General features: G+C 40.5%; 22 protein-coding genes. 11 read left to right on the forward strand and 11 right to left on the reverse strand.

Translation table 11 applies throughout. The annotated features are described in order from the left end of the window. The first annotated feature begins 237 nt into the window (after window positions 1–237). Both FH971_RS18280 and FH971_RS18285 read left to right on the forward strand, forming a co-directional pair. Entirely contained in the window at window positions 238–1815 is a 1578-nt protein-coding gene (locus FH971_RS18280) for a S41 family peptidase (protein ID WP_140235241.1), read from the forward strand. Beyond that, window positions 1815–2201, forward strand: a complete 387-nt coding sequence (locus FH971_RS18285; protein ID WP_140235242.1) for a hypothetical protein — start codon at window positions 1815–1817, stop codon at window positions 2199–2201. The genes FH971_RS18280 and FH971_RS18285 overlap by 1 nt, the downstream gene beginning before the upstream one ends. Window positions 2202–2293: 92 nt before the next feature. Here the strand turns inward: FH971_RS18285 and FH971_RS18290 are convergent, their stop codons facing one another. Beyond that, a complete protein-coding gene (locus tag FH971_RS18290; RefSeq protein ID WP_140235243.1) occupies window positions 2294–3022 on the reverse strand; it encodes a hypothetical protein in 729 nt (242 codons plus the stop codon). A gap of 169 nt (window positions 3023–3191) precedes the next feature. Here FH971_RS18290 and FH971_RS18295 point away from each other — a divergent pair, with 169 nt between their 5' ends. Together FH971_RS18295 and FH971_RS18300 are read left to right on the forward strand one after the other, a co-directional pair. Then, window positions 3192–3443, forward strand: coding sequence for a DUF2999 family protein (locus FH971_RS18295; RefSeq protein ID WP_137224954.1), 252 nt, complete (start codon window positions 3192–3194; stop codon window positions 3441–3443). Window positions 3444–3652: 209 nt separating this feature from the next. Next, entirely contained in the window at window positions 3653–4552 is a 900-nt protein-coding gene (locus tag FH971_RS18300) for a DMT family transporter (protein ID WP_140235244.1), read from the forward strand. A 175-nt stretch (window positions 4553–4727) separates the two neighbouring features. On the opposite strand, the gene FH971_RS18305 is transcribed toward FH971_RS18300, so the two are convergent. Together FH971_RS18305 and FH971_RS18315 are read right to left on the reverse strand one after the other, a co-directional pair. Next, window positions 4728–5249: a DUF1993 domain-containing protein gene (locus FH971_RS18305; RefSeq protein ID WP_137224950.1), complete on the reverse strand. Its 522-nt coding sequence runs from the start codon at window positions 5247–5249 to the stop codon at window positions 4728–4730. 572 nt (window positions 5250–5821) lie between these two features. After that, window positions 5822–6337 (reverse strand): hypothetical protein, encoded by a 516-nt coding sequence (locus FH971_RS18315; RefSeq protein ID WP_140235245.1) that lies wholly within the window; start codon window positions 6335–6337, stop codon window positions 5822–5824. A gap of 347 nt (window positions 6338–6684) precedes the next feature. Between FH971_RS18315 and FH971_RS18320 the strand changes: the two genes are divergently transcribed. Then, complete coding sequence (locus tag FH971_RS18320) at window positions 6685–7272, forward strand: excalibur calcium-binding domain-containing protein (RefSeq protein WP_206194434.1); 588 nt, start codon at window positions 6685–6687, stop codon at window positions 7270–7272. Window positions 7273–7405: 133 nt separating this feature from the next. On the opposite strand, the gene FH971_RS18325 is transcribed toward FH971_RS18320, so the two are convergent. Beyond that, window positions 7406–8413: an AraC family transcriptional regulator gene (locus tag FH971_RS18325; RefSeq protein ID WP_140235246.1), complete on the reverse strand. Its 1008-nt coding sequence runs from the start codon at window positions 8411–8413 to the stop codon at window positions 7406–7408. Window positions 8414–8531: 118 nt separating this feature from the next. On the opposite strand from FH971_RS18325, the gene FH971_RS18330 reads away from it, so the two are divergent. From FH971_RS18330 to FH971_RS18345, 4 genes are all read left to right on the forward strand, one after another. Beyond that, window positions 8532–9998 (forward strand): flavin-containing monooxygenase, encoded by a 1467-nt coding sequence (locus tag FH971_RS18330; RefSeq protein ID WP_137224944.1) that lies wholly within the window; start codon window positions 8532–8534, stop codon window positions 9996–9998. Between the two features lie 58 nt (window positions 9999–10056). Further along, window positions 10057–10830, forward strand: coding sequence for an SDR family oxidoreductase (locus FH971_RS18335; protein WP_240778394.1), 774 nt, complete (start codon window positions 10057–10059; stop codon window positions 10828–10830). A 40-nt stretch (window positions 10831–10870) separates the two neighbouring features. Beyond that, window positions 10871–11941 (forward strand): alpha/beta hydrolase, encoded by a 1071-nt coding sequence (locus FH971_RS18340; protein ID WP_140235247.1) that lies wholly within the window; start codon window positions 10871–10873, stop codon window positions 11939–11941. Window positions 11942–12140: 199 nt separating this feature from the next. Further along, window positions 12141–12419 (forward strand): DNA polymerase III subunit epsilon, encoded by a 279-nt coding sequence (locus FH971_RS18345; protein WP_140235248.1) that lies wholly within the window; start codon window positions 12141–12143, stop codon window positions 12417–12419. Between the two features lie 94 nt (window positions 12420–12513). Here FH971_RS18345 and FH971_RS18350 read toward each other — a convergent pair whose 3' ends face one another. Next, window positions 12514–13266: a class I SAM-dependent DNA methyltransferase gene (locus tag FH971_RS18350; RefSeq protein ID WP_140235249.1), complete on the reverse strand. Its 753-nt coding sequence runs from the start codon at window positions 13264–13266 to the stop codon at window positions 12514–12516. A gap of 331 nt (window positions 13267–13597) precedes the next feature. Further along, window positions 13598–14002 (reverse strand): hypothetical protein, encoded by a 405-nt coding sequence (locus tag FH971_RS18355; protein ID WP_140235250.1) that lies wholly within the window; start codon window positions 14000–14002, stop codon window positions 13598–13600. 283 nt (window positions 14003–14285) lie between these two features. Here FH971_RS18355 and FH971_RS18360 point away from each other — a divergent pair, with 283 nt between their 5' ends. Further along, window positions 14286–14774, forward strand: a complete 489-nt coding sequence (locus tag FH971_RS18360; RefSeq protein ID WP_137224934.1) for a TIGR00645 family protein — start codon at window positions 14286–14288, stop codon at window positions 14772–14774. A 63-nt stretch (window positions 14775–14837) separates the two neighbouring features. Here the strand turns inward: FH971_RS18360 and FH971_RS18365 are convergent, their stop codons facing one another. Next, a complete protein-coding gene (locus tag FH971_RS18365) occupies window positions 14838–15074 on the reverse strand; it encodes a helix-turn-helix domain-containing protein (protein WP_140235251.1) in 237 nt (78 codons plus the stop codon). A gap of 219 nt (window positions 15075–15293) precedes the next feature. Here FH971_RS18365 and FH971_RS18370 point away from each other — a divergent pair, with 219 nt between their 5' ends. Continuing rightward, complete coding sequence (locus FH971_RS18370) at window positions 15294–16319, forward strand: nuclease-related domain-containing protein (RefSeq protein ID WP_140235252.1); 1026 nt, start codon at window positions 15294–15296, stop codon at window positions 16317–16319. A gap of 48 nt (window positions 16320–16367) precedes the next feature. On the opposite strand, the gene FH971_RS18375 is transcribed toward FH971_RS18370, so the two are convergent. The 4 genes from FH971_RS18375 to FH971_RS18385 all read right to left on the reverse strand — a co-directional run bounded on the left by FH971_RS18375 (window position 16368) and on the right by FH971_RS18385 (window position 19878). Then, window positions 16368–17270: a hypothetical protein gene (locus tag FH971_RS18375; protein WP_137224926.1), complete on the reverse strand. Its 903-nt coding sequence runs from the start codon at window positions 17268–17270 to the stop codon at window positions 16368–16370. A gap of 67 nt (window positions 17271–17337) precedes the next feature. Continuing rightward, window positions 17338–17493 (reverse strand): hypothetical protein, encoded by a 156-nt coding sequence (locus FH971_RS20445; protein WP_167496057.1) that lies wholly within the window; start codon window positions 17491–17493, stop codon window positions 17338–17340. Window positions 17494–17889: 396 nt separating this feature from the next. Beyond that, window positions 17890–19530: a chaperonin GroEL gene (gene groL / locus FH971_RS18380; RefSeq protein WP_140235253.1), complete on the reverse strand. Its 1641-nt coding sequence runs from the start codon at window positions 19528–19530 to the stop codon at window positions 17890–17892. 57 nt (window positions 19531–19587) lie between these two features. Further along, window positions 19588–19878 carry a co-chaperone GroES gene (locus FH971_RS18385; protein WP_124015245.1) on the reverse strand — a complete coding sequence of 97 codons (291 nt, stop codon included), beginning with the start codon at window positions 19876–19878 and terminating at the stop codon, window positions 19588–19590. Window positions 19879–20085: the final 207 nt, after the last annotated feature.

Consider the following 20085-nt stretch of genomic DNA (forward strand, 5'->3'; position numbering starts at 1 on the left):
TTTTTATTTTATGTTTATTCATCATGGTAATGTCCTCATGGGTAAAACAGCAAATATAAACGTAAAGACATAACCGATGATGTTCTATTTCATGGCAATGAAGTTCTAAATATTAACATGAGAAAATATTCACATTTGGTTAAAAATTGAGTTACAAATTGAGTCAATTGTAATAAAGTTGTCAATCAAAAGTACATAAACCAACCCGTTTATTTAGAGTAAAATAAAGGATTATTAATGCAGTTACTCTCAAGCAGTATCTTAACTCCATTCATTATCGGCGCTAGCCTATTGTTAACGGCCTGCAGTGGCGGTGGTTCATCGGATAGCACCAGTTCATCAGATCCAGATGATAGCTCTAGCTCACCTCAATGGGTTGCCGGCCAATTTGCTAGCTACTCGACCTTAGCCGAACAATGCAGTGTGCCATTAACCCAACAGCTATGGTTACGATCATGGAGCAATGATACTTACCTTTGGTACGACGAAATTATTGATCGCGATCCTGCACCATATAGTGTGGCAGAATATTTTGAATTACTTAAAACGGATGAGCTATCTGACACTGGTAACCTCAAAGACAACTTCCATTTCTCAATGTCGACAGAAGAATGGGAATCACTTAATGGCTCAGGCGCCTCAGTTGGCTATGGCATGAGTTTAAGTTTACGAAATGCTTCTAGCGGTGTAACAAGACTAGTGACTGTGGCATATAACGAACCAAATACGCCAGCCAGTGATGCTAATGTTAGTCGTGGAGCCATTATTATTGCTGTTGATGGTGTTAGCGTAGAAGATGCCAATGACACTGACAGTATTGCAATCTTAAATGCGGGGTTATTCCCAAGTATCAGTGGCAAGCAAACCGAGTTTATTGTCCGTGATTTGGATAGCCAAACTGACCGTACCGTAACGCTAACAGCAGACACTGTCGTGTCAACGCCAGTACAAAATACCAGAACTATTGACACAGCTAACGGTAAAGTAGGTTATTTGCAATTTAACTCACACATAGCTACCGCGGAAAAAGGGTTATACGATGCCATCACGACACTCAGCAACGCACAAGTTGACGATTTAGTATTAGATATTCGTTATAACGGCGGTGGTTTATTAGCCCTTGCCAGTCAATTGGGTTACATGATTGCTGGTGACGAAGCCACAAATAACCACATATTTGAACGTACCAGCTTTAACGACAAATACTCGACAATTAATCCGGTTACGGGTGAGGCATTAACGCCGATGCCGTTTTACCCTGAATCAATCGGATTTAATACTTCATTACTGCGCAGCGGGTTATCACTGCCTACATTAAATCTTAAACGCGTATTTGTGCTAACCACTCCAGGTACTTGTTCTGCCAGTGAAGCCTTAATGAATGCCCTTCGCGGTATTGATATTGAGGTCATTCAACTTGGCGATACGACTTGCGGTAAACCTTACGGTTTTTATCCTACAGATAACTGCGACACTACGTACTTTACCATTCAGTTTAAAGGCGTAAACGACAAAGGCTTTGGTGAATATTCTGACGGATTTGTGCCTTCGACTAATCCAACAGTCGACAGCGAGGTTCCAGGTTGTGTGCTAGCAGACGACTTTGAACACGCATTAGGCGATACCAACGAAAGATTATTAAGTGCAGCATTATTTTATCGCGACAATAACAGCTGCCCGGCGACGGCAACCGCCGTAGCGCGCGCACCAGCACGCAACACCTTTGTTGACCCAGGCTTTATGTTACAAGATATACGTAATCAAAATGTGTTAAAAAACAACCGTATTCTAACGCCATCGGCTTTGGAGCAATAATGCTTAAACGGTTAATGGGAGTCATAAGCATATTGACTATAGCGGGCTGTGTTGCCACCGAAAGTGAGGCACAAGCTCCATTGCAAGCTGCAACGCTAACAAACCCGAATAGTCAAACCCATGCTGAATTACAACAAGCAATAGCCAGCTTGCTCAGTGCCAGCGGTGTCATCATTGCCGACAACGCTTTTACTCAATACAGCCAAGAGGTCATTGAACGTGCACCGCACAAAGATGCTAATGGCTTATTGATCATGGGGCGCAGTACCGAGATGCCTGATGCAATACAGATGTTAAAACAAGGCGACAACTGCCTGTTGCGCCATGTACAAAGCGGCAACACCACAACCTTATTGCAAACACGCTGTAAGGTTGAAAAACCATAGTTAACAGCGAATAAACACAATTAAAAAGGCCAGAACACATCACAATATGTGCTCTGGCCTTTTTCGTTAACATGATGGTTTACAACGCACCTTTAGCCCACAACACGATAAAGCCACATGCCACCTTGATACAACAAACAAACCCCTACACCCATAGTAAATAAATAGGCATACATAAAACCAATTGCACCAGCAGAACTATCATCATCAGAACGAATTATCACACCACTACTGAGATATAAAATAAACACATTGAGAAAAGTACTTAACACAAAATAATCCGCCATGGCGGGAAGTGCGCCACCAATAAAGCTTAATATAAGTAGCAACACCCCACTAAGCTCTTCCTTTGGCGTAAATTTTTTCTCTAATACGCGGATGAATATCAACACTAACATCGCGGCTAAATAATAAAATGACATTAACAACGCAGAATAAATCCCTTTTGGCGATGTGATTATGTCAAAGATTGATACAACCAATGTAGAACTTGAAAAAGCGTCAGCCACAAGGTGACCAAAACCAACCAATATGAACCATGATATCGTTAATGAAGTTAAAGCACCAAGAGCAATGGGAGGATTAGCCTTATGGTTAATCATTTTGGCCAACACAATACCAACGACAGTCACCCCAATTAACAAGCCTAACGCAGACCAATATTGGTCTGTGTAAAATAAAGACAAGCTAGGAGGAAGTACAAGAAACGATTGATAAAATTCGTTATATTTAGTGGTAGCAGCAATATTTTTGAAAAAAGCGAAATACACAATTATCGGCTGCAAAATAATAAGAACAATGCAAAGGGTGACAATATCCATATAAAAATCCGTGTGAATTAACCAAACATACAGCAATGCACTATATCGAGATGCGTACAAACATCAATGGCTTAAATTCAGAGAATAACTACGACAGCCATCTTGCACCATAGAGTGCAAAACGTGATAAAATATTGCGTTTCTCACTTCAACCATACAAGGTAACGTAATGAATCCTATTCTTGCCATCTTCAAAGAACACAATATCAGTGACGTACAAATTAATGAGCTGTTCCAGACGTTAACTGAAAACCCATTTGCAGCAATGGCGACGATTGGTCAATTAGGCATTCCTGCGGATAAATTACAAGAGTTGATGGGCATGGCGATGCAAAACCCAGCCTTAATCAAAGAAGCTGTTGTAGAACTTGGCTTAGATTTTTCAAAAGTTGAAGCAGCAAAAGCCCAGTTACAACCATAGTTACAACCATAATTACAATTATGATAAAAAGTGTTACTACGAAAATAAGACGACATTATTGAATAATACACGCACAAAAACGGCCAGCGTCTTAAAAGACACTGGCCGTTTTAATCTATCTACCAACTATCGTTATTGATTATTTTCAAAAATTGCATTTATCTTTAAATGAAGACAATAAATGTAATAGGTAGAACGCTAAGGTTTTTATGAATATTTTACTTGCCATGATCCCTGCATTTTTTTGGGGTACCACTTATGCGATGACTCAGCTAACCTTGCCTGACTGGCCAGCATTGTTACTCGGTGCCATTCGTGCACTGCCTGCAGGGCTAATTTTACTGGCAATTAAACCTAGCCTACCGAATAAAGCAGACTGGTCTATTTTGATTAAGCTCGGCACCATTAACATTGCCATATTTTTCAGTTTAATTTTTATCATGGCACTAACGCTACCGTCTGCTATTTCTGGAATAGGGATGATTTCAGTGCCAGTTTTCGCGATGTTATTTCATTGGATAGTCAGTAAAAAACGCCCCAACCTGCTACAAGCACTTTCTGGAGTGATATTAATTGGTTTAGCTTGGATGCTGTTTGACCCAAGATCCATCAGCTTAAATCCCATTGGATTAGTCGCAATGCTTGCTGCAATCAGTTGCATTATTATCGGTAGCACAATGACTAAAGCGTTAGGTTCACGCATTCATTGGTGGACGATACTCACTTGGCAATTGATTATCGGCGGCATATTACTATTCGTTTTTTCTGGAGTTCAGGCACTATTTTCACCGGAACAATATATCAATGTTGTCAGCCAATTTAGTCTGACTAATGGTTTCGGCATTAGCTGGATAATCTTGCTCAACACTGTACTGGGTTACAGTATGTATGTGTGGTTACTGCAACGTATGTCAGTAGTCGACTTCACTTTTGGCGGCATTGCCAACCCGATAGCGGGCATAGTCTGCGGCCTAGTATTAATGGGGGAATCATATACTCCAAATCAATATTTATTGATGAGCGGAATGATTTTAGCCTCTATCGCGCCAACATTAATTCAGTTGTTACGCCAAAGAATTATCACATCGAATGCCGTTAAGATTAAATAAAAAAGTGGTTATTCAGCAGAATCATAGACAATGAAATAAAACAACAATGCCCAAAAACTAACGTAAAAAGCAGGTCAATATATTGCTTAAACGGTGGCTTCTGGGCACAGATATAAAAGGATAAAAACGCTATATAAGCTTATTTATCCTCAATAGCCGCCAATGGGTATCTTTGTTAAATCACCGGGACTTTATAAGGCATCGCGCCTAAGTAGTCTTTTTTGCCCACTTCAACACCGTTGTGGCGTAATATCGCGTAGGCCGTAGTGATATGAAAATAGAGATTAGGAATGGCATGCTCAATAGCAAATTCATAACCTGTTAAGTATTTACCTGCCCAACGAGGTTGTGACACATGGATAGTGGCAGCATGAGCGAAGTCGGCCTCGCTAAAACCATTAAGATACTCAATGACTGAAGCAATGCGTTGGCGCAACTCTTCAAGCGTCATTTCAGTGTCATCATGCTTAGGCATAGTGTCTAGCTGACCTGTTAATCTGGCAACACCGACTTTAGCCGTGTCACAGGCGATCTGGATCTGACGAATAAGATTAAATTGATCTGCCGCTAAGCGAGAGTTCAGCAATACAGCCATGTCGACCTTTTTAAAAGCGGCAAATGCCTCGGCCTTATCAAGAATATTATTTAAATTATTCAGCATTTTGCTGAATTGCACTACAGTTAAATCGTACAGCATGGCAAAGTCCTCAATGAGAGCTGCAAATTAGCAGCGCTTAGATAGTTAGGGCCTGTTGACCTTTCAAGGTTGTTTTTGCAGCGAATTGCTGGCCATTTGTACAAGGCAGAGACTTTGAGGTGTAGTTATTCTACATAAAAAGTCGATAACGCCGTAAAAATGGCCAACAAACGCTGCCCGAAGGGTTCGGCTAAAAACGTTTTACTCTTTGTTGAATGGATTTTGCTTAGATGACTAGGCATCAATCCATTCGCCTCGATTAAAACGTTTTTAACTCGAACAAAATTTAACCAGCAAAGATCAACAGGCCCTAGTGATAACGCACAAAATGACAACTTAATTGGCAGTATTTAAGCCTCGTTAGACCATTAAACCCTGCCCAGAGACTTTTGCCAACAAAACTCCAACGGGGCAAACTCAACAACACACTTAGCAAATAATTACAGGCCATCATATTGTTGATATTTATCAGGTCATATTTTTTCAAGATGTAACTTACTGGCCTCAAATATGACAGTAAAGAGGCTGTCATAATTCATATCTCGACCGATTTATACTCAACATTTTCGCGATTAAAGCAAGGCTCTTAACTTATTTAATGCATCAACAGAGAAGCCTTGGTCATAAAAGTAAATTACTTTACCTTGGGTATTTATGAGCACAACTCGAGAATTATTGGGATTTTGATTGCCGGTAAAAGCTTGTACTTGTTCGCCATCTTGGTAGACAGTAACAACGCCTTTCCAAAGTGATTTAGGTATGCCTGCACGCATGCCATTATTAATCAAGGTACTAAACATTCTAGGAAACAATCCCTGTATTGTCGGCACCTCATAAACCGCTACTTGAGTTTGGGTCATATCTAAACCAATCAACCAGCGATCAATATCAAACTGTGAATCTTGTTTGTAACCAATCAATAATAGCGCCATTTCCCCTTTTAAGTCATCAGGCAAGGTCATAGACTCTTTTTCAAGAGTTTGGCCAGACACAGACGGAAAAACTTGTCCCGTAATAGCCTGATTAGGATAACTGGTACTGCAAGCACTCAGCAGCAATAAGCTGGTAATCATTATTAAAAAACGCATGGTTAAGTCCTTTTGATAAATAGTCGATCTCTTTATACGTAGCCAAGTTGCTAAAGGATTTTTTATAGCGATAACTTATCGCTTTATTTTCAGGTTCAAATAAACAGCTGACATAATGGCCTAATTAAGTACGCCTATATCACCCTAAAAACTGGCTTTGAGTTTGGCCGATATAGACTCGCTAGGCTTACTTAATTGAGTTAATCGTTAGCCAATTTTTATCATCCTACTTATGGTTAACTTAATCAAATAACTAGCTTAAATACTGCAAAAATAGTTATTATAGAGCCGATTTATGAAGCATGATTTTTATTCACCATAATTACCATCAAGGAAAAAATATCGCCATGGAAAGAGGCACCTTAGTTCGCTGGAACAATGAAAAAGGTTTTGGTTTTATCAAACCAGAAACCGGCAATAATCAAGATGTGTTTATTCATATTTCAACCCTAAAACACATGGCAAGAAAGCCCATTGTTGGTGATGAGATACTATTTCATCGCGAGAACCAGCCCGATGGCAAAGTCAAAGCCGTAAAAGCCAGCATTGAAGGTGTGGCGGTAGTGTCCAATACAACTCGTTCTGCTTCTCACACAGATCAACGTCATAGAAATAGCCAACCTCATCGGTACGACAACCACCGTTCAAGCTCATTAATTAGCCGCTTAATTCTACTAGTTAGCATAATTGGTATTGGTATTTTTGGTTATAAACAATATCAAAAAATGACCGCAACGCCAGTGCTGACCAATGAAGATGTTGAGCAGATGCAGTGGATTGAACCGACTCCTAGCTTTAGTTGTGAAGCAGGTAAAACACACTGCAGCCAGATGACGTCATGTGCTGAAGCGACTTTTTATATAAACAATTGTCCTGGTACAAAAATGGACGGAAATAACGATGGAGTTCCATGTGAAAGGCAGTTCTGTAATTAAACATTAGACAATGGAATCATTATAAGCAGTTTTGGCTAACAGCCGCTTGCTTTGGGCTCTAAGATTATGAAGCATTGGTTTTCGGTCTAGGCCTTGAAGATCTCGCTAGCCTTTACCTATATTACATCGGTGGCTATCGCTGTTTTTTTGCTTGTTTACGATACTGGCTTGGGGTTATATTTTTGCAGCGCTTAAAGCTATGGCTAAAATTAGCCCCATCACTAAAACCTAGGCGCTGCGCAATTTCATCAAGTTGCATCGGCGTTAATAATAGCGCTTCTGCAATACCAAAACGTACATCGTCACGCACTTGGCGCCAACTGGTTTGTTCTAGTTTTAGCTGGCGATGCAAGGTGCGAGTCGTGCGTGCTAAATGGTGGGCAATATCTTCCATTGATGCTGTTAAACCTAAATGAACTAAGGTGTCTTTTACTAACTTGGCGATAGGTTTCCAATTTTGCTTTTGTTGCAGTAGCTGGTTGCATTGCGCTTCACACAGTCTGGCGGTGGCTTCATTGGCTTTTAATAATGGCAAATCTAATAGCGGGGTTAATCCAGAAAAGCCGTTATAGCTGGCATTAAATTGGATCTCAGCACCAAGCCTTTGCTTTATATCCTCGAGTGACAAACCTGCTGGCTGAGACGACGTAAACTGCAATTTTATCGGCAAGTTGTTACTGTCAAAAACTTCTCGTTGGATCATTGCGGCGCCCAACATGTCTCTGACTAATACCAGTTCGCCTAACTCTCCGGGAATGTCGCATGCAAACCTTAAGGATAAATCATCTTTACGCTCAGTGAGTGTTATTTGCGAAAAAATATAGGTTAAATCTAAATAACGAAGTCCTAGCTCAAGCGCCTTTCTCACTGTGCTACTCGCCAGTAGGGCATAACCCATTATGCCATAACTGGTCAGGTGATAACGGCAACCTAATTCCATACCGACCTTGAATGGGCATGCAGTATTCAGCATTAGGTTATTTAATATCTGTAATTCTTGTTTCTCTTCAACCTGTTGCTCGTGATCGGCTAATTGGCTACTCGCCAATCCTGACCCTTGCAGCAAAACATCTTCGGCAATACCTTGCTCAATGCCATAGGAAACAATAATTTGCACACTGGTAATACTGCGAAATGTCATTATTACGGCTTCCATGTCTTAAAATCACAAATATACGTCTATTTAGCGCGTAGATCAATCAAGCCTTATTTCCTATGCTGGATAGGTAAACAATTTGTTAACAATACTTGAGGGCCTTATGACCCAAATAAAAAGAAACCCTTCAGTTGTCATCATTGGTGCAGGTATGACGGGTATCTTAATGACCATCAAACTGCGTCAAGCCGGTATTACTGACATTGTCGTGCTGGAGAAAAAAGACTGCGTGGGCGGCACATGGCGCGAAAATACCTATCCAGGGGCGGCCTGCGATGTACCTGCTCACATGTATACCTATTCATTTGAACCCAACCCAAATTGGAGCCGCTTTTTTGCCCATGGACCCGAGATTAAACAATACTTCGAGCACGTAGCAGATAAATATGATGTAAAACGAGACATTCGTTTTAACGAAGCCGTTACCGATGCACACTATGCCAATGGCAAATGGACGGTAAAAACCAGCCAACAGCAAACTTACATCGCCGATTTTATTGTGTGCGCTACCGGCATTTTGCATCATCCGCAATTTCCAGACATTCCCGGATTAACCGATTTTAAAGGCGCTACATTTCATACTGCCCAATGGAACCATAACGTCGACATATCGGCCTCAACTCGGGTTGGGGTAATCGGTACTGGGTCAACGGCCGCACAAGCTATACCCGAATTGATTAAGACTGGTGCTAAGGTCTCGGTTTTTCAGCGCACACCACAATGGTTAATGCACCTCCCCGATTTTACCTTTTCAAAAACCAGCCGAAAACTGATGACTCGCTTTCCTATCATTACCAAAATTCATCGTAATACGGGCAAATTTTTTCTAGAACACTTTTTTACCAAAGCCGTCACTGGACACTTTATCCAAAAGCATGTGTTAAATTTTTTATGTAAAGCCAACTTACGATTAAGTATTAAAGACAAAACCTTACGAGAAAAACTGCGACCTCATTATCAAGTGGGCTGCAAACGAGTGATTATCAACACCACCTTTTATAAAGGTATTCAAAAACCCAATGCAGAGTTAATAACAGAAGGTATAGAGCGCATTACTGAAACGGGCATTATCACTAAAGACGGTAAACACCATGACCTCGATGTGTTGGTGTTATCGACAGGTTTTAATGCATTTAATTTTATGCGCCCCATGAATCTCATTGGCCGCAACAATCTGCATATTGATAAAGCTTGGGCCCATAAAATCAAAGCCTATCGGTCTATGTTACTTAGCGATTACCCCAATTTCTTTTTAATGCTCGGCCCCAACACACCTATTGGTAACTTCTCCGTTATCGCCATGAGCGAGGTTCAAACTGACTACGTGATCAAATTGATTGATAAATGGCGAGACCATGAATTTGATGAGTTTGAAGCCAAGCAACAAGCCATTGACGAGTTTAATGCCTACGTAAAGGAAGGGTTAAAAGGCACCAGTTGGGTTGGTGGATGCCAAAGTTGGTATTTAGATGCCGATGGCGACCCAATTTTATGGCCCTATACCTGGCAGCAATGGGTTGATGAAATGAAACAACCGCAAATGGAACACTTTACTACCCGTTCATTTTAGTTGGCTTATCCACCTTTTCACCCGTACTGATTAACTCATACTAGAAATAACCAGGTTTATGATGAATAAAAACACTATATTTATTACCGGCGCAGCTTCCGGCATTGGCTTAGCGACTGCAAAACACTTTCATAAAAAGGGTTACTGGGTCGGCATGGCCGACATCAATTTGGTGCAATTAAAACAAGCCACCGAAATATGGGATAGAACGCGAGTACGGTTGTTTCAGCTAGATGTCAGTGATTTTTCACAAGTACAACACGCTATGGCTAAATTTTGTGCTGAACATAATGGTTGCTTGGCAGTATTAGTTAATAATGCCGGCATATTGAAAATAGGTCCCTTTGAAGAAATTTCTATCGAACATCATCAGCGCACGTTAAGTGTCAATGTCATCGGTGTGATGAATCTATGTCATGCTGCATGGCCATATTTAAAAAATAATGACACCAGTACTATTATCAACATGTCATCAGCCAGTAGCGATTACGGTGTACCAGAATTGGCCAGCTATTCCGCCAGTAAATTTGCTGTAAAAGCACTAACCGAAGCATTGGAACTAGAGTGGAAAAAGTATGGCATAAGCGTATGTGATGTTATGCCACCCTTTGTGGCAACCAATATGCTTAAGTCACAAAAAAACACCTCCAACGTCATGCAACGACTCGGCGTTAATATCACCGCAGAACATGTGGTGACAGTGATTGATAAGCAAGTAAAACGCCCTAAAACCCATAGAACGGTCAGTATGGTCTATGGGTTATTGCATCGCCTAAGCAATGTGTCACCGGCTTATGTTAATCGCCTAGCGATGAAATTATTAAGTCGATAAAGCATATTGTTCTAATCAGATACTAAAAAGGCCATAGATAATGGACAACACCAACAAGCCAGTAGCACAAGATGAACAACTACAAGGCGAACAGCTACAAGCGCCTAAGCTAGAAGCTAAACAATTACTGGCCGCCAAGTTGTTGTCATTAGCGCCGTTATACCAGTTGCCAGTCACATTATTCAGATATGTATTTCTAACGATGGACCGAGCACTTGGGCTGACTAAAATTGAAATGGATAAGGTGATTAATTTAACGGTTCCAGTGAGCGCCGCCACTCCTCTTTTGGGCACTATTCCTTTGAACGAACATAGCGCCAGCGATAGCAGCCATACCATCGCTAACAGAATAAAGCTTCGCATCTACCACCCAAGCGCCAACAAACCGCAAAAAACCTTAGTATACTTTCATGGTGGCGGCGGTGTGATTGGCAGCATTAACACTCATGACCACTTTTGCCGCTATCTGGCTAAACATGGCAACATGAACATTATCTCCGTAGATTACCGACTGGCCCCCGAACATAAATTCCCAATCCCGATTTGTGATGCCATCGAAGCGTGGAACTATATCAATACCAATCATCAACAACTTGATATTAATCCACAACACATAGGCGTAGGAGGTGACAGCGCAGGTGGATATCTGGCGTGTATTCTCGGTTTACATTCACTGCAAACATCACTGCCAGTACAGGTAAAAGTAAAACCTGCATTTCAGTTTTTAATCTACCCAATGGTAGATTTACAAGGCTTAACCGAGTCTTATCGCCGTTTCAATAAGCAGTTAATACTCACCCGCGATTTAATGGATTATTTCAGGCTGCATTATTTACATTCTCTCGACCAAGTCACTCTGCCATTAGTGAGTCCACTGCAAGCAAAAGACATTAGCGAATCGCCAAAAAGCTACATACTAACCCTAGGTTACGATCCATTAAGGGATGATGGCATTGCATATGCGCAGCGCCTAAAAGCGGCAGGCATCAACACACAACACCAGCATTTTAATGATTGCATGCATGGCTTTATTTCAATCACAAAACTCAGCGCTCGCGCCAAACAAGCCAGTCATAACATAGCTATGGCATTAAACAGCTTTAATGATTAATCGTAACAAGTAGCGTGAAGCACAACCGGCTCTATAAATTGCCAACAGAAGATAAAGTTTACTCCGACGCCATGTATTACAGGCTAACAAGCCAACTTATGCTAAAATGCGCCGATCAGCTTTATAAATGTGCATTAACACTCATTTGTTTGACTGAGCGTAGTGAACCCTACCGTGATTAACTAATGAGGATACAACAATGAGTAAGTTAAATGCCGAAGAGCGTAAGGCTCGAGATAACGAACGTTTTTCACAACGTGTTGATGAGCGTAGAGTAAAAGGCGAAGATGTGGTTGCCTATGCACTTGCCAATGATAAAGCGTTTAAGTTTCTGACCAAGACAGAAAAACACAGCTTTAAAGAAAGAAAAGCAGAGCTTGAAGAACAAGCAAAACTGAAAAAACAGCAACAATTTGATCTTAAAGCCCAGCAAGAATTAGAAAAGGTTGAAGCAGAGTTTACTGCTACTGAAGAGTAAAACTCATCAACAGCCATTGTTAATAATGATGGCTATTCAAATGAGTTTACACTGTACTCTGCCCCTATATATGCGGCTAATCGCAAAAACCTAATCACTCAATCTCGCGTTTCACACACACAAACAAAGCATTGCCAGAATCAAGATCCCACGGGATGATTTTGTCGTAATCGTGTTCAAATATATGGATATCGAAATACGGACTTAACAATGCGTTAAGTTCAGTAAAGCTAGTGGCAACCATCGCATGAGAATCTTGCCATAACTCCGTTGCATCAAACTGGGTTTTACCAATACTTAAATTGAGCGATTGCATGTCACCTTCACCGCTGTAATGCCAACCCGATTCAAACACAAACTGACTACCATCAAATTCGGCACTATGTTTCACCAACGCCTTATTATTGATTTTATGTTTATCAACAGAGTTAAAACAAAACAGTCCGCCTGAATTTAAGGCTTTATGCACACTAGCAATACAAGCTTTAAGTGCCTCGGTTCCCGCAGAGTAGTGAATTGAGTACAAAAAGCAGGTAATCAAATCGAGTTTTTCTTCAACATAAAACTCAGTCATATTTTGTAAAATAAACTGCGCTTCCGGACAACGACGCATAGCAATATCGAGCATAGGCTGATTAATATCGAGCCCACTGCTTTGAAAACCTAAATCGATAAAATGCCTAACATGCGGCCCGGTTCCACAAGCTAAATCTAAATGCTGTTTACCATTGTTTCCCAAAAACTGGTGTAAGCGCGCTACGCTATTGCTTTGTTGTTGGTAGTTAATATCGCGACACATTAAATCGTAATAACCGGACAAGTCGGTATAAAGGGCATTAGTAGACATAAAAATTGATCGAAGGCTTAGGCAAATTTAGGGTGGCGCATCATATATCAAAATGCACGATTGCGGAATGAGAAATCGCTAGCAACTAATAAGGACTTAAACAAATTAGAAAATAATTTATTCTGCCTCCGCACGTTCTGTCGTATAAATCACTATGTAGAAGTGTAACTTCATACACTATTTTCTGCTGCAGGTATTAAAAAGCCCCGATACTTTTAAGTATCGGGGCTTTCTTAAATGAGGGGCAAAACAACGCAATTATCACCGATTTCGACCCAATAAAAGTGGGTTCTCACTTACTTAATCACTGATAGCAATCACGCTAAAATGACTAACGTACCCATCGCATAAGCTCATTCGCATCTATCACCGCAGGCTGTCTTTTAATTAAGATTCCCGCTGAGTCAAACAATAATAGCTCTGCAGCACCAGCACGATGTTTAGCAATGAACGCATCTCCCTCAGGAGTCGCTACACGTGCAAGCAGAAAGAACACATTATCGCCAAGATGATCACGAGCTTCATTCATCTGCTCAGTCTGACTGATACTCGAAACAAAGTTAGGATCATAAACAAATACCACCGCAGGTTTACCTGTACCGATTTGTTCGTGGGTCGCCTGAAACCCCTTGGGCATCATCGTTAGCAGCAGTCCAAACAACAACACTATGGCTGCAATGACACCTATCGTAATCCAAGGCATTTTACGAGGCGCGTTTGATTTATGTTTATCCATGATGATAGGTCTTCCTTTTAAATGTTTAATTACATAACCAAGCAACACAGTGTAGTCAACCAACCTGAGGCCTAGATTAAAAATTGCCGAGACAAATAGACAACATATTATTTTGATAGCAATTTAGTTATTCTGACCACTATACATCATACAAAGTATACAGATGGCACATCATCAAGCTTGCCACAGTATCTCAGTGCAGTTAAAGTTCATTTTGTTATTATGTTAAAATAAGCAGATCAATTGATTTATAACGTATTTTATCTGAAGGGTTAAATTTTTTATGGAAAAAGTGTTTGAACGATTGATGTATGCATCGCGCTGGATCATGGCGCCTATTTATTTAGGATTAAGCCTAATCTTATTCGCCTTAGCCGTGAAGTTCTTCCAAGAGATTTTTCATGTGCTACCGAATATCTTCACGATAGGTGAAGTAGATTTAGTGCTGATCACACTATCACTCATCGACATTACTTTAGTCGGTGGTCTGCTTATTATGGTGATGTTTTCAGGTTATGAAAACTTTGTATCACAGCTTGATGTGGGTGAAAATAGTGAAAAACTCAACTGGCTGGGCAAGATGGATTCAGGCTCCCTTAAAAACAAGGTAGCAGCGTCAATTGTCGCGATTTCATCCATTCACCTACTTAAGATATTTATGAATGCCGAAAATGTCTCAAATGACAAAATCATGTGGTATCTACTCATCCACATCACCTTCGTGTTATCGGCCTTCGCCATGGGATATCTGGATAAAATTACCCGCAAGTAACCATCCATATCCAAATAAAAGCCCTGATACATCACTGCATCAGGGCTTTTCTTTTGCTATCGATTAGTACCACACATTAGGATCAGCGTTATGATTCTGCGCTGTATCAATACTAATTCCCAGACCATTAAGAATTTTGAACACTGTCGAGATATAAACATCATTACCTTTCTCAACACGGATTAACGTCTTTTTGGTCACGCCACACAACATCGCCGCCACATCTTGAGTCAATGCCGCGTTGTTTCTGGTTTCTTTAATGAGTAAACCCAAGGATTGTTGATTGAGTGGAGATGTCATAACGTCAGTCCAAAGTGTACTTTGCTACACTTTAGCTATGAATGCTTGATATCTCAACAGAAAAGTGTAACAACCTACACTTTATTGTGATTTACCATATTGTCACAAGTAAAGGTGTAAAATTGCACCCTGCTTTTAAAATAACACTGGCTTTTTTATCAGCATCATAGATATTATGAGATTGATTATTATCAAGTTATGAATGGATGCTGTTGGTAAATGATTCTTAAAACTAAAACACTGCAAATGACCAAAACACCGCAAACTATTGCCGGTCAAAAACAAGAACAGGATGTGGCCTTCTTCTTACGTCGCGCATTTAAAGATCATCCCGAAGTGTTGGTTATCAACGACTTCAAATTCAGCTTTAATGATGAAACCGCACAAATTGATCACTTGATCGTATACACCTATGGCTTTGTGTTAATTGAATCAAAAAGCATAAAAGGTCACGTTAAAGTAAACAACCAAGGCGAATGGACACGCAGCTATAACAGCCAATGGTCAGGTATGTCTTCGCCCATTAAACAAGTTGAGCTGCAACAAGCCTTGTTGAAAGAAATGCTCATGCATCATAAGAGTGAAATATTAAGCAAGTTACTGGGTATAAAACAACAAGGCTTCGGTGGACGTTGCTGGCATTATTTATGTGCGGTATCCAGTAATGCTGTAATCGACCGCAAAACCATGCCCAAAGACGTTTCGGACAAGCTTTTCAAAACCGAATTTTTGGTCGATGAACTAAAAAGCATCATGAACCTTAAACACAAAATAATCCGCTTGGTGAACGTCGCCGACACCCGTCCTGATTTTAACCAACAAGAACTCGATTCAATCGGCCAATTTCTTATTAGCCAACATATCGATTCAAATATTCAGCAAGTTGACGGTGCACCGGCACAACTAAAACAAATCCAGCCGATACCAAAAAGACCAGAGCTTAAATCAGCGTTAGCGCCGACTAATCATCTAGCTCAATCTAATGCCACAATACTTGCACCGGTAGCCGCATTAGCACCAGACCAACACCCCATACTAAGCTGTAAATATTGCGGTGAATCAACACTATATACACCGATGCATGGCAAATTCGGTTACTACATCAACTGTAACCAATGCAGCAAAAATACATCGATGAAACAACCATGCCCACAATGCCAGAGTAAAAATACCAAAGTCACTAAGCGCAAAGAAACCTACACATTGAATTGTGTGGATTGTGGGTTTGAAAAGCAGATTATTTAAAGGATAAAAAGTTAATTCTTACCTAACTAAATCTTAGAAATGATTAACCTAACGATTCCTATTCAAGAAAGCTTTCTTCACTTTTTTCCTTTGCTCATACTTCTTATTTAATGAACGAATAAGATTGGGACCATCAAATTCATAATACTTTTCACTGCCGCCTGGCGTCTTCAGAACAATATTAGCAAAAACAGATCTATAATCAACATCGTATTCTGTGAACAATCGTATTGAATCTTCTGTTAGTAATAACTTGTGTAAAACGGTGATATGTTTTCTTACTTTTCGAAATGGTTCCTCTGCTGCTAAGTCTTGAAAAAAGTAAACTAGAGGATATTTAAGACTTTCGATTCGTATTAATTCTATACCCTGTTGCTTAGGGCTATGAAACAAATTACCTACTCTGCTTTTAAAACAACCTATCGGATTTAAAATTAATATTTTTTCGTTTGGTTGAATATCGAAAGCTGTTGAAAATTGAAAGAGAGATGTGAGAAATTTTCGTTTTTGAACATCTTTCACGTCTTGAATATTAAAACCAGCAGGGGCATCTATAAAATCAACTAAATTTGGCTCATCAAAACCAAGCTCCATTTCATCTACATCAATAAAATTACATCCCTCAATCGATTTGATCTGTTGGGTATCTTTATCTTTAAGATATGCAATAGCGATAGAGGGTGGACCAACATCTATGCCGGCCATTTGCACATCGACATTCCATGCTTTTACAATCTTACTTATATCGTCTTTTTGTGCGATATAATCAATATCCACGCTTGCAAGCGGGATCATGTCAAAATGCGGAATACTTTCTTGGTAATATGAATACCAGTACGATACGCTCTGCCCACCCACAATAATAACCGGATTAGCGAGTGAATCTGCAATACTTAGCAACTCGGCGTTGAGAGCTTCTAATTGCTCTAAAGGTAGTAAATATTTTTTCATAAGACACAAAAAAACCTCTATAAAAGAGGCTTATTATATCGAAAAAAACATTTAAATCTGTGTTTACTTAGAAAATAGGTACAACTAACTTAACTTTGGCTTTTCGCGACCCAACCAAAGAAATACGACTAGAAAGCGAATATGATCCAGAATTCACCTTACTCGCATAACGAGCTTGGCGTTGGCTTTTAACAGCTTTAATATCTTTGAAGTTACTTTCCATATCTAACTGCCTATTTTCTTTTGTGCTTAAATTATACGCTTCAACTTAAGGATTGCAAGTACGTTAGGTATATTGTGGTTTTGCTGACGGTATCGCCATCAGCTTGATAGAGTGATTATTACTGTAAGTGAGGTTCTTTGGTAAGCGTCGATTAATTAATGGCTTCAGAGTAAACTAATTCTGAAGCTCTACAACTAAAAAGCCCCGATACCGTTAGGTATCGAGGCTTTCTCTTTTCTTTTACAAGAAATTCAACTCTAAGCTTCTAGGCTTTAAAACGACAAGCAATATAGCGCAGGATAAATCGGGTTAGAACAAGGCGCTTTACCACGACGTTTAGTTTTTCATAAACGAGTGGTGAAGCAACGCAGTTATCACCGATTTAGACTAGCTAGATTACATCATGCCGCCCATTCCGCCCATACCACCCATTCCGCCCATATCTGGAGCAGAATCATCTTGAGGTACTTCAGCAATCATAGCTTCTGTAGTAATCATTAAGCCTGCAATAGATGCGGCGAACTGTAGTGCGCTACGAGTCACTTTAGTTGGGTCTAGGATACCCATTTCTAACATGTCACCGTAAGTGTCGTTGCCAGCGTTGTAACCGAAGTTACCTTCACCGTTTTTAACAGTGTTAGCGACAACTGAAGCTTCTTGACCAGCGTTAGTTGCGATTTGACGTAAAGGCGCTTCCATAGCACGTAGGGCAATAACCACACCGTGTTTTTGGTCTTCGTTAATCACTTCAACGTTTTTAATTTTGCTTGCTACGCGAACAAGGGCTACACCACCACCGGCGACCACACCTTCTTCTACCGCTGCGCGAGTTGCATGTAATGCATCTTCTACGCGCGCTTTTTTCTCTTTCATTTCAACTTCTGTTGCTGCGCCAACTTTAATCACTGCAACACCGCCAGCTAACTTAGCCATACGCTCTTGAAGTTTTTCTTTGTCGTAGTCTGAAGTTGATTCTTCAACTTGTTGTTTGATTTGCGAAACACGTGCTGAAATCTGTGCTTGGTCGCCGCTACCATCAATGATGGTGGTGTTATCTTTAGTGATGATAACGCGCTTAGCAGTACCTAAATCTTCTAGCGTTGCTTTTTCAAGTTCTAGGCCGATTTCTTCAGCGATAACAGTACCGCCAGTTAAAATAGCAACGTCTTGAAGCATTGCTTTACGACGGTCACCAAAGCCAGGAGCCTTAACAGCAGCCACTTTAACGATGCCACGCATGTTGTTTACAACTAATGTTGCTAACGCTTCGCCTTCAACGTCTTCTGCAACGATAAGCAATGGCTTACCTGTTTTAGCTAGACCTTCAAGGATTGGTAGCAATTCACGAATATTAGAGACTTTTTTGTCTACTAATAAAATGAACGGGCTGTCTAATTCAATGCTGCCAGTTTCTGGCTTGTTGATGAAGTATGGTGATAGGTAACCACGGTCAAACTGCATACCTTCAACAACGTCTAATTCGTTTTCAAGCGCTTGGCCTTCTTCAACTGTGATAACGCCTTCTTTACCGACTTTTTGCATTGCTGTAGCAATGATTTCGCCGATTGACTCATCAGAGTTTGCAGAGATAGTACCAACTTGAGCAATGGCTTTAGAGTCTGAACATTCTTGAGAAAGTAATTTAAGTTCAGCAACGGCTGCGATAACCGCTTTGTCGATACCGCGCTTAAGATCCATTGGATTCATACCCGCTGCAACGGCTTTTAGGCCTTCAACAACAATAGACTGAGCTAATACTGTTGCAGTAGTGGTACCGTCACCGGCTGCATCATTGGCTTTAGAAGCAACTTCTTTCACCATTTGTGCGCCCATGTTTTCGAACTTGTCTGTTAGTTCGATTTCTTTCGCCACTGACACACCATCTTTGGTGATCATTGGTGAACCAAAGCTTTTATCTAAAACAACGTTACGACCTTTAGGGCCTAAGGTTACTTTAACTGCGTTGGCTAGGATATTAACGCCTGCAAGCATTTTTACGCGTGCGTCATTACCAAATAAGACTTCTTTAGCTGCCATTTTTGATGTTCCTTTAAATTTAATGATTAATTGGAAAGTCGAGTTGATGTGTGAGGCTTAGCCTACTACTGCCATCAGGTCAGCTTCTGACAGGATTAAGACTTCTTCACCGTCAATTTTTTCTTTCTTCACGCCGTAACCTTCGTTGAAGATCACCACGTCGCCCACTTTAACGTCAAGTGGTGTAACTGTGCCATTTTCTGAAATACGACCGTTGCCTACAGCAAGGATCTCACCGCGAGTTGATTTTTCAGCTGCGCTGCCTGTAAGCACGATACCGCCTGCTGATTTAGATTCAACTTCTAAACGTTTAACGATAACGCGGTCATGTAATGGACGAATATTCATCTATGAACTCTCCTAATGATTTGATGCCCAAAAAACGAGGCTATTAACTAACATAAAAGGGCTTTTCCCTTGTGCATGAGATATGGGGGTGATTGATCACAGATCCAAGGGGAATTTTAAAAAAAACTCCACTTTTTTTAAGTCTGATTTATTAATGGCGCACTAATCCTGATAGAATTCTATTCCTTTGAAATACTTAAACCGAGA

It is taken from the genome of Shewanella polaris, assembly GCF_006385555.1.
GTDB lineage: Bacteria > Pseudomonadota > Gammaproteobacteria > Enterobacterales > Shewanellaceae > Shewanella > Shewanella polaris.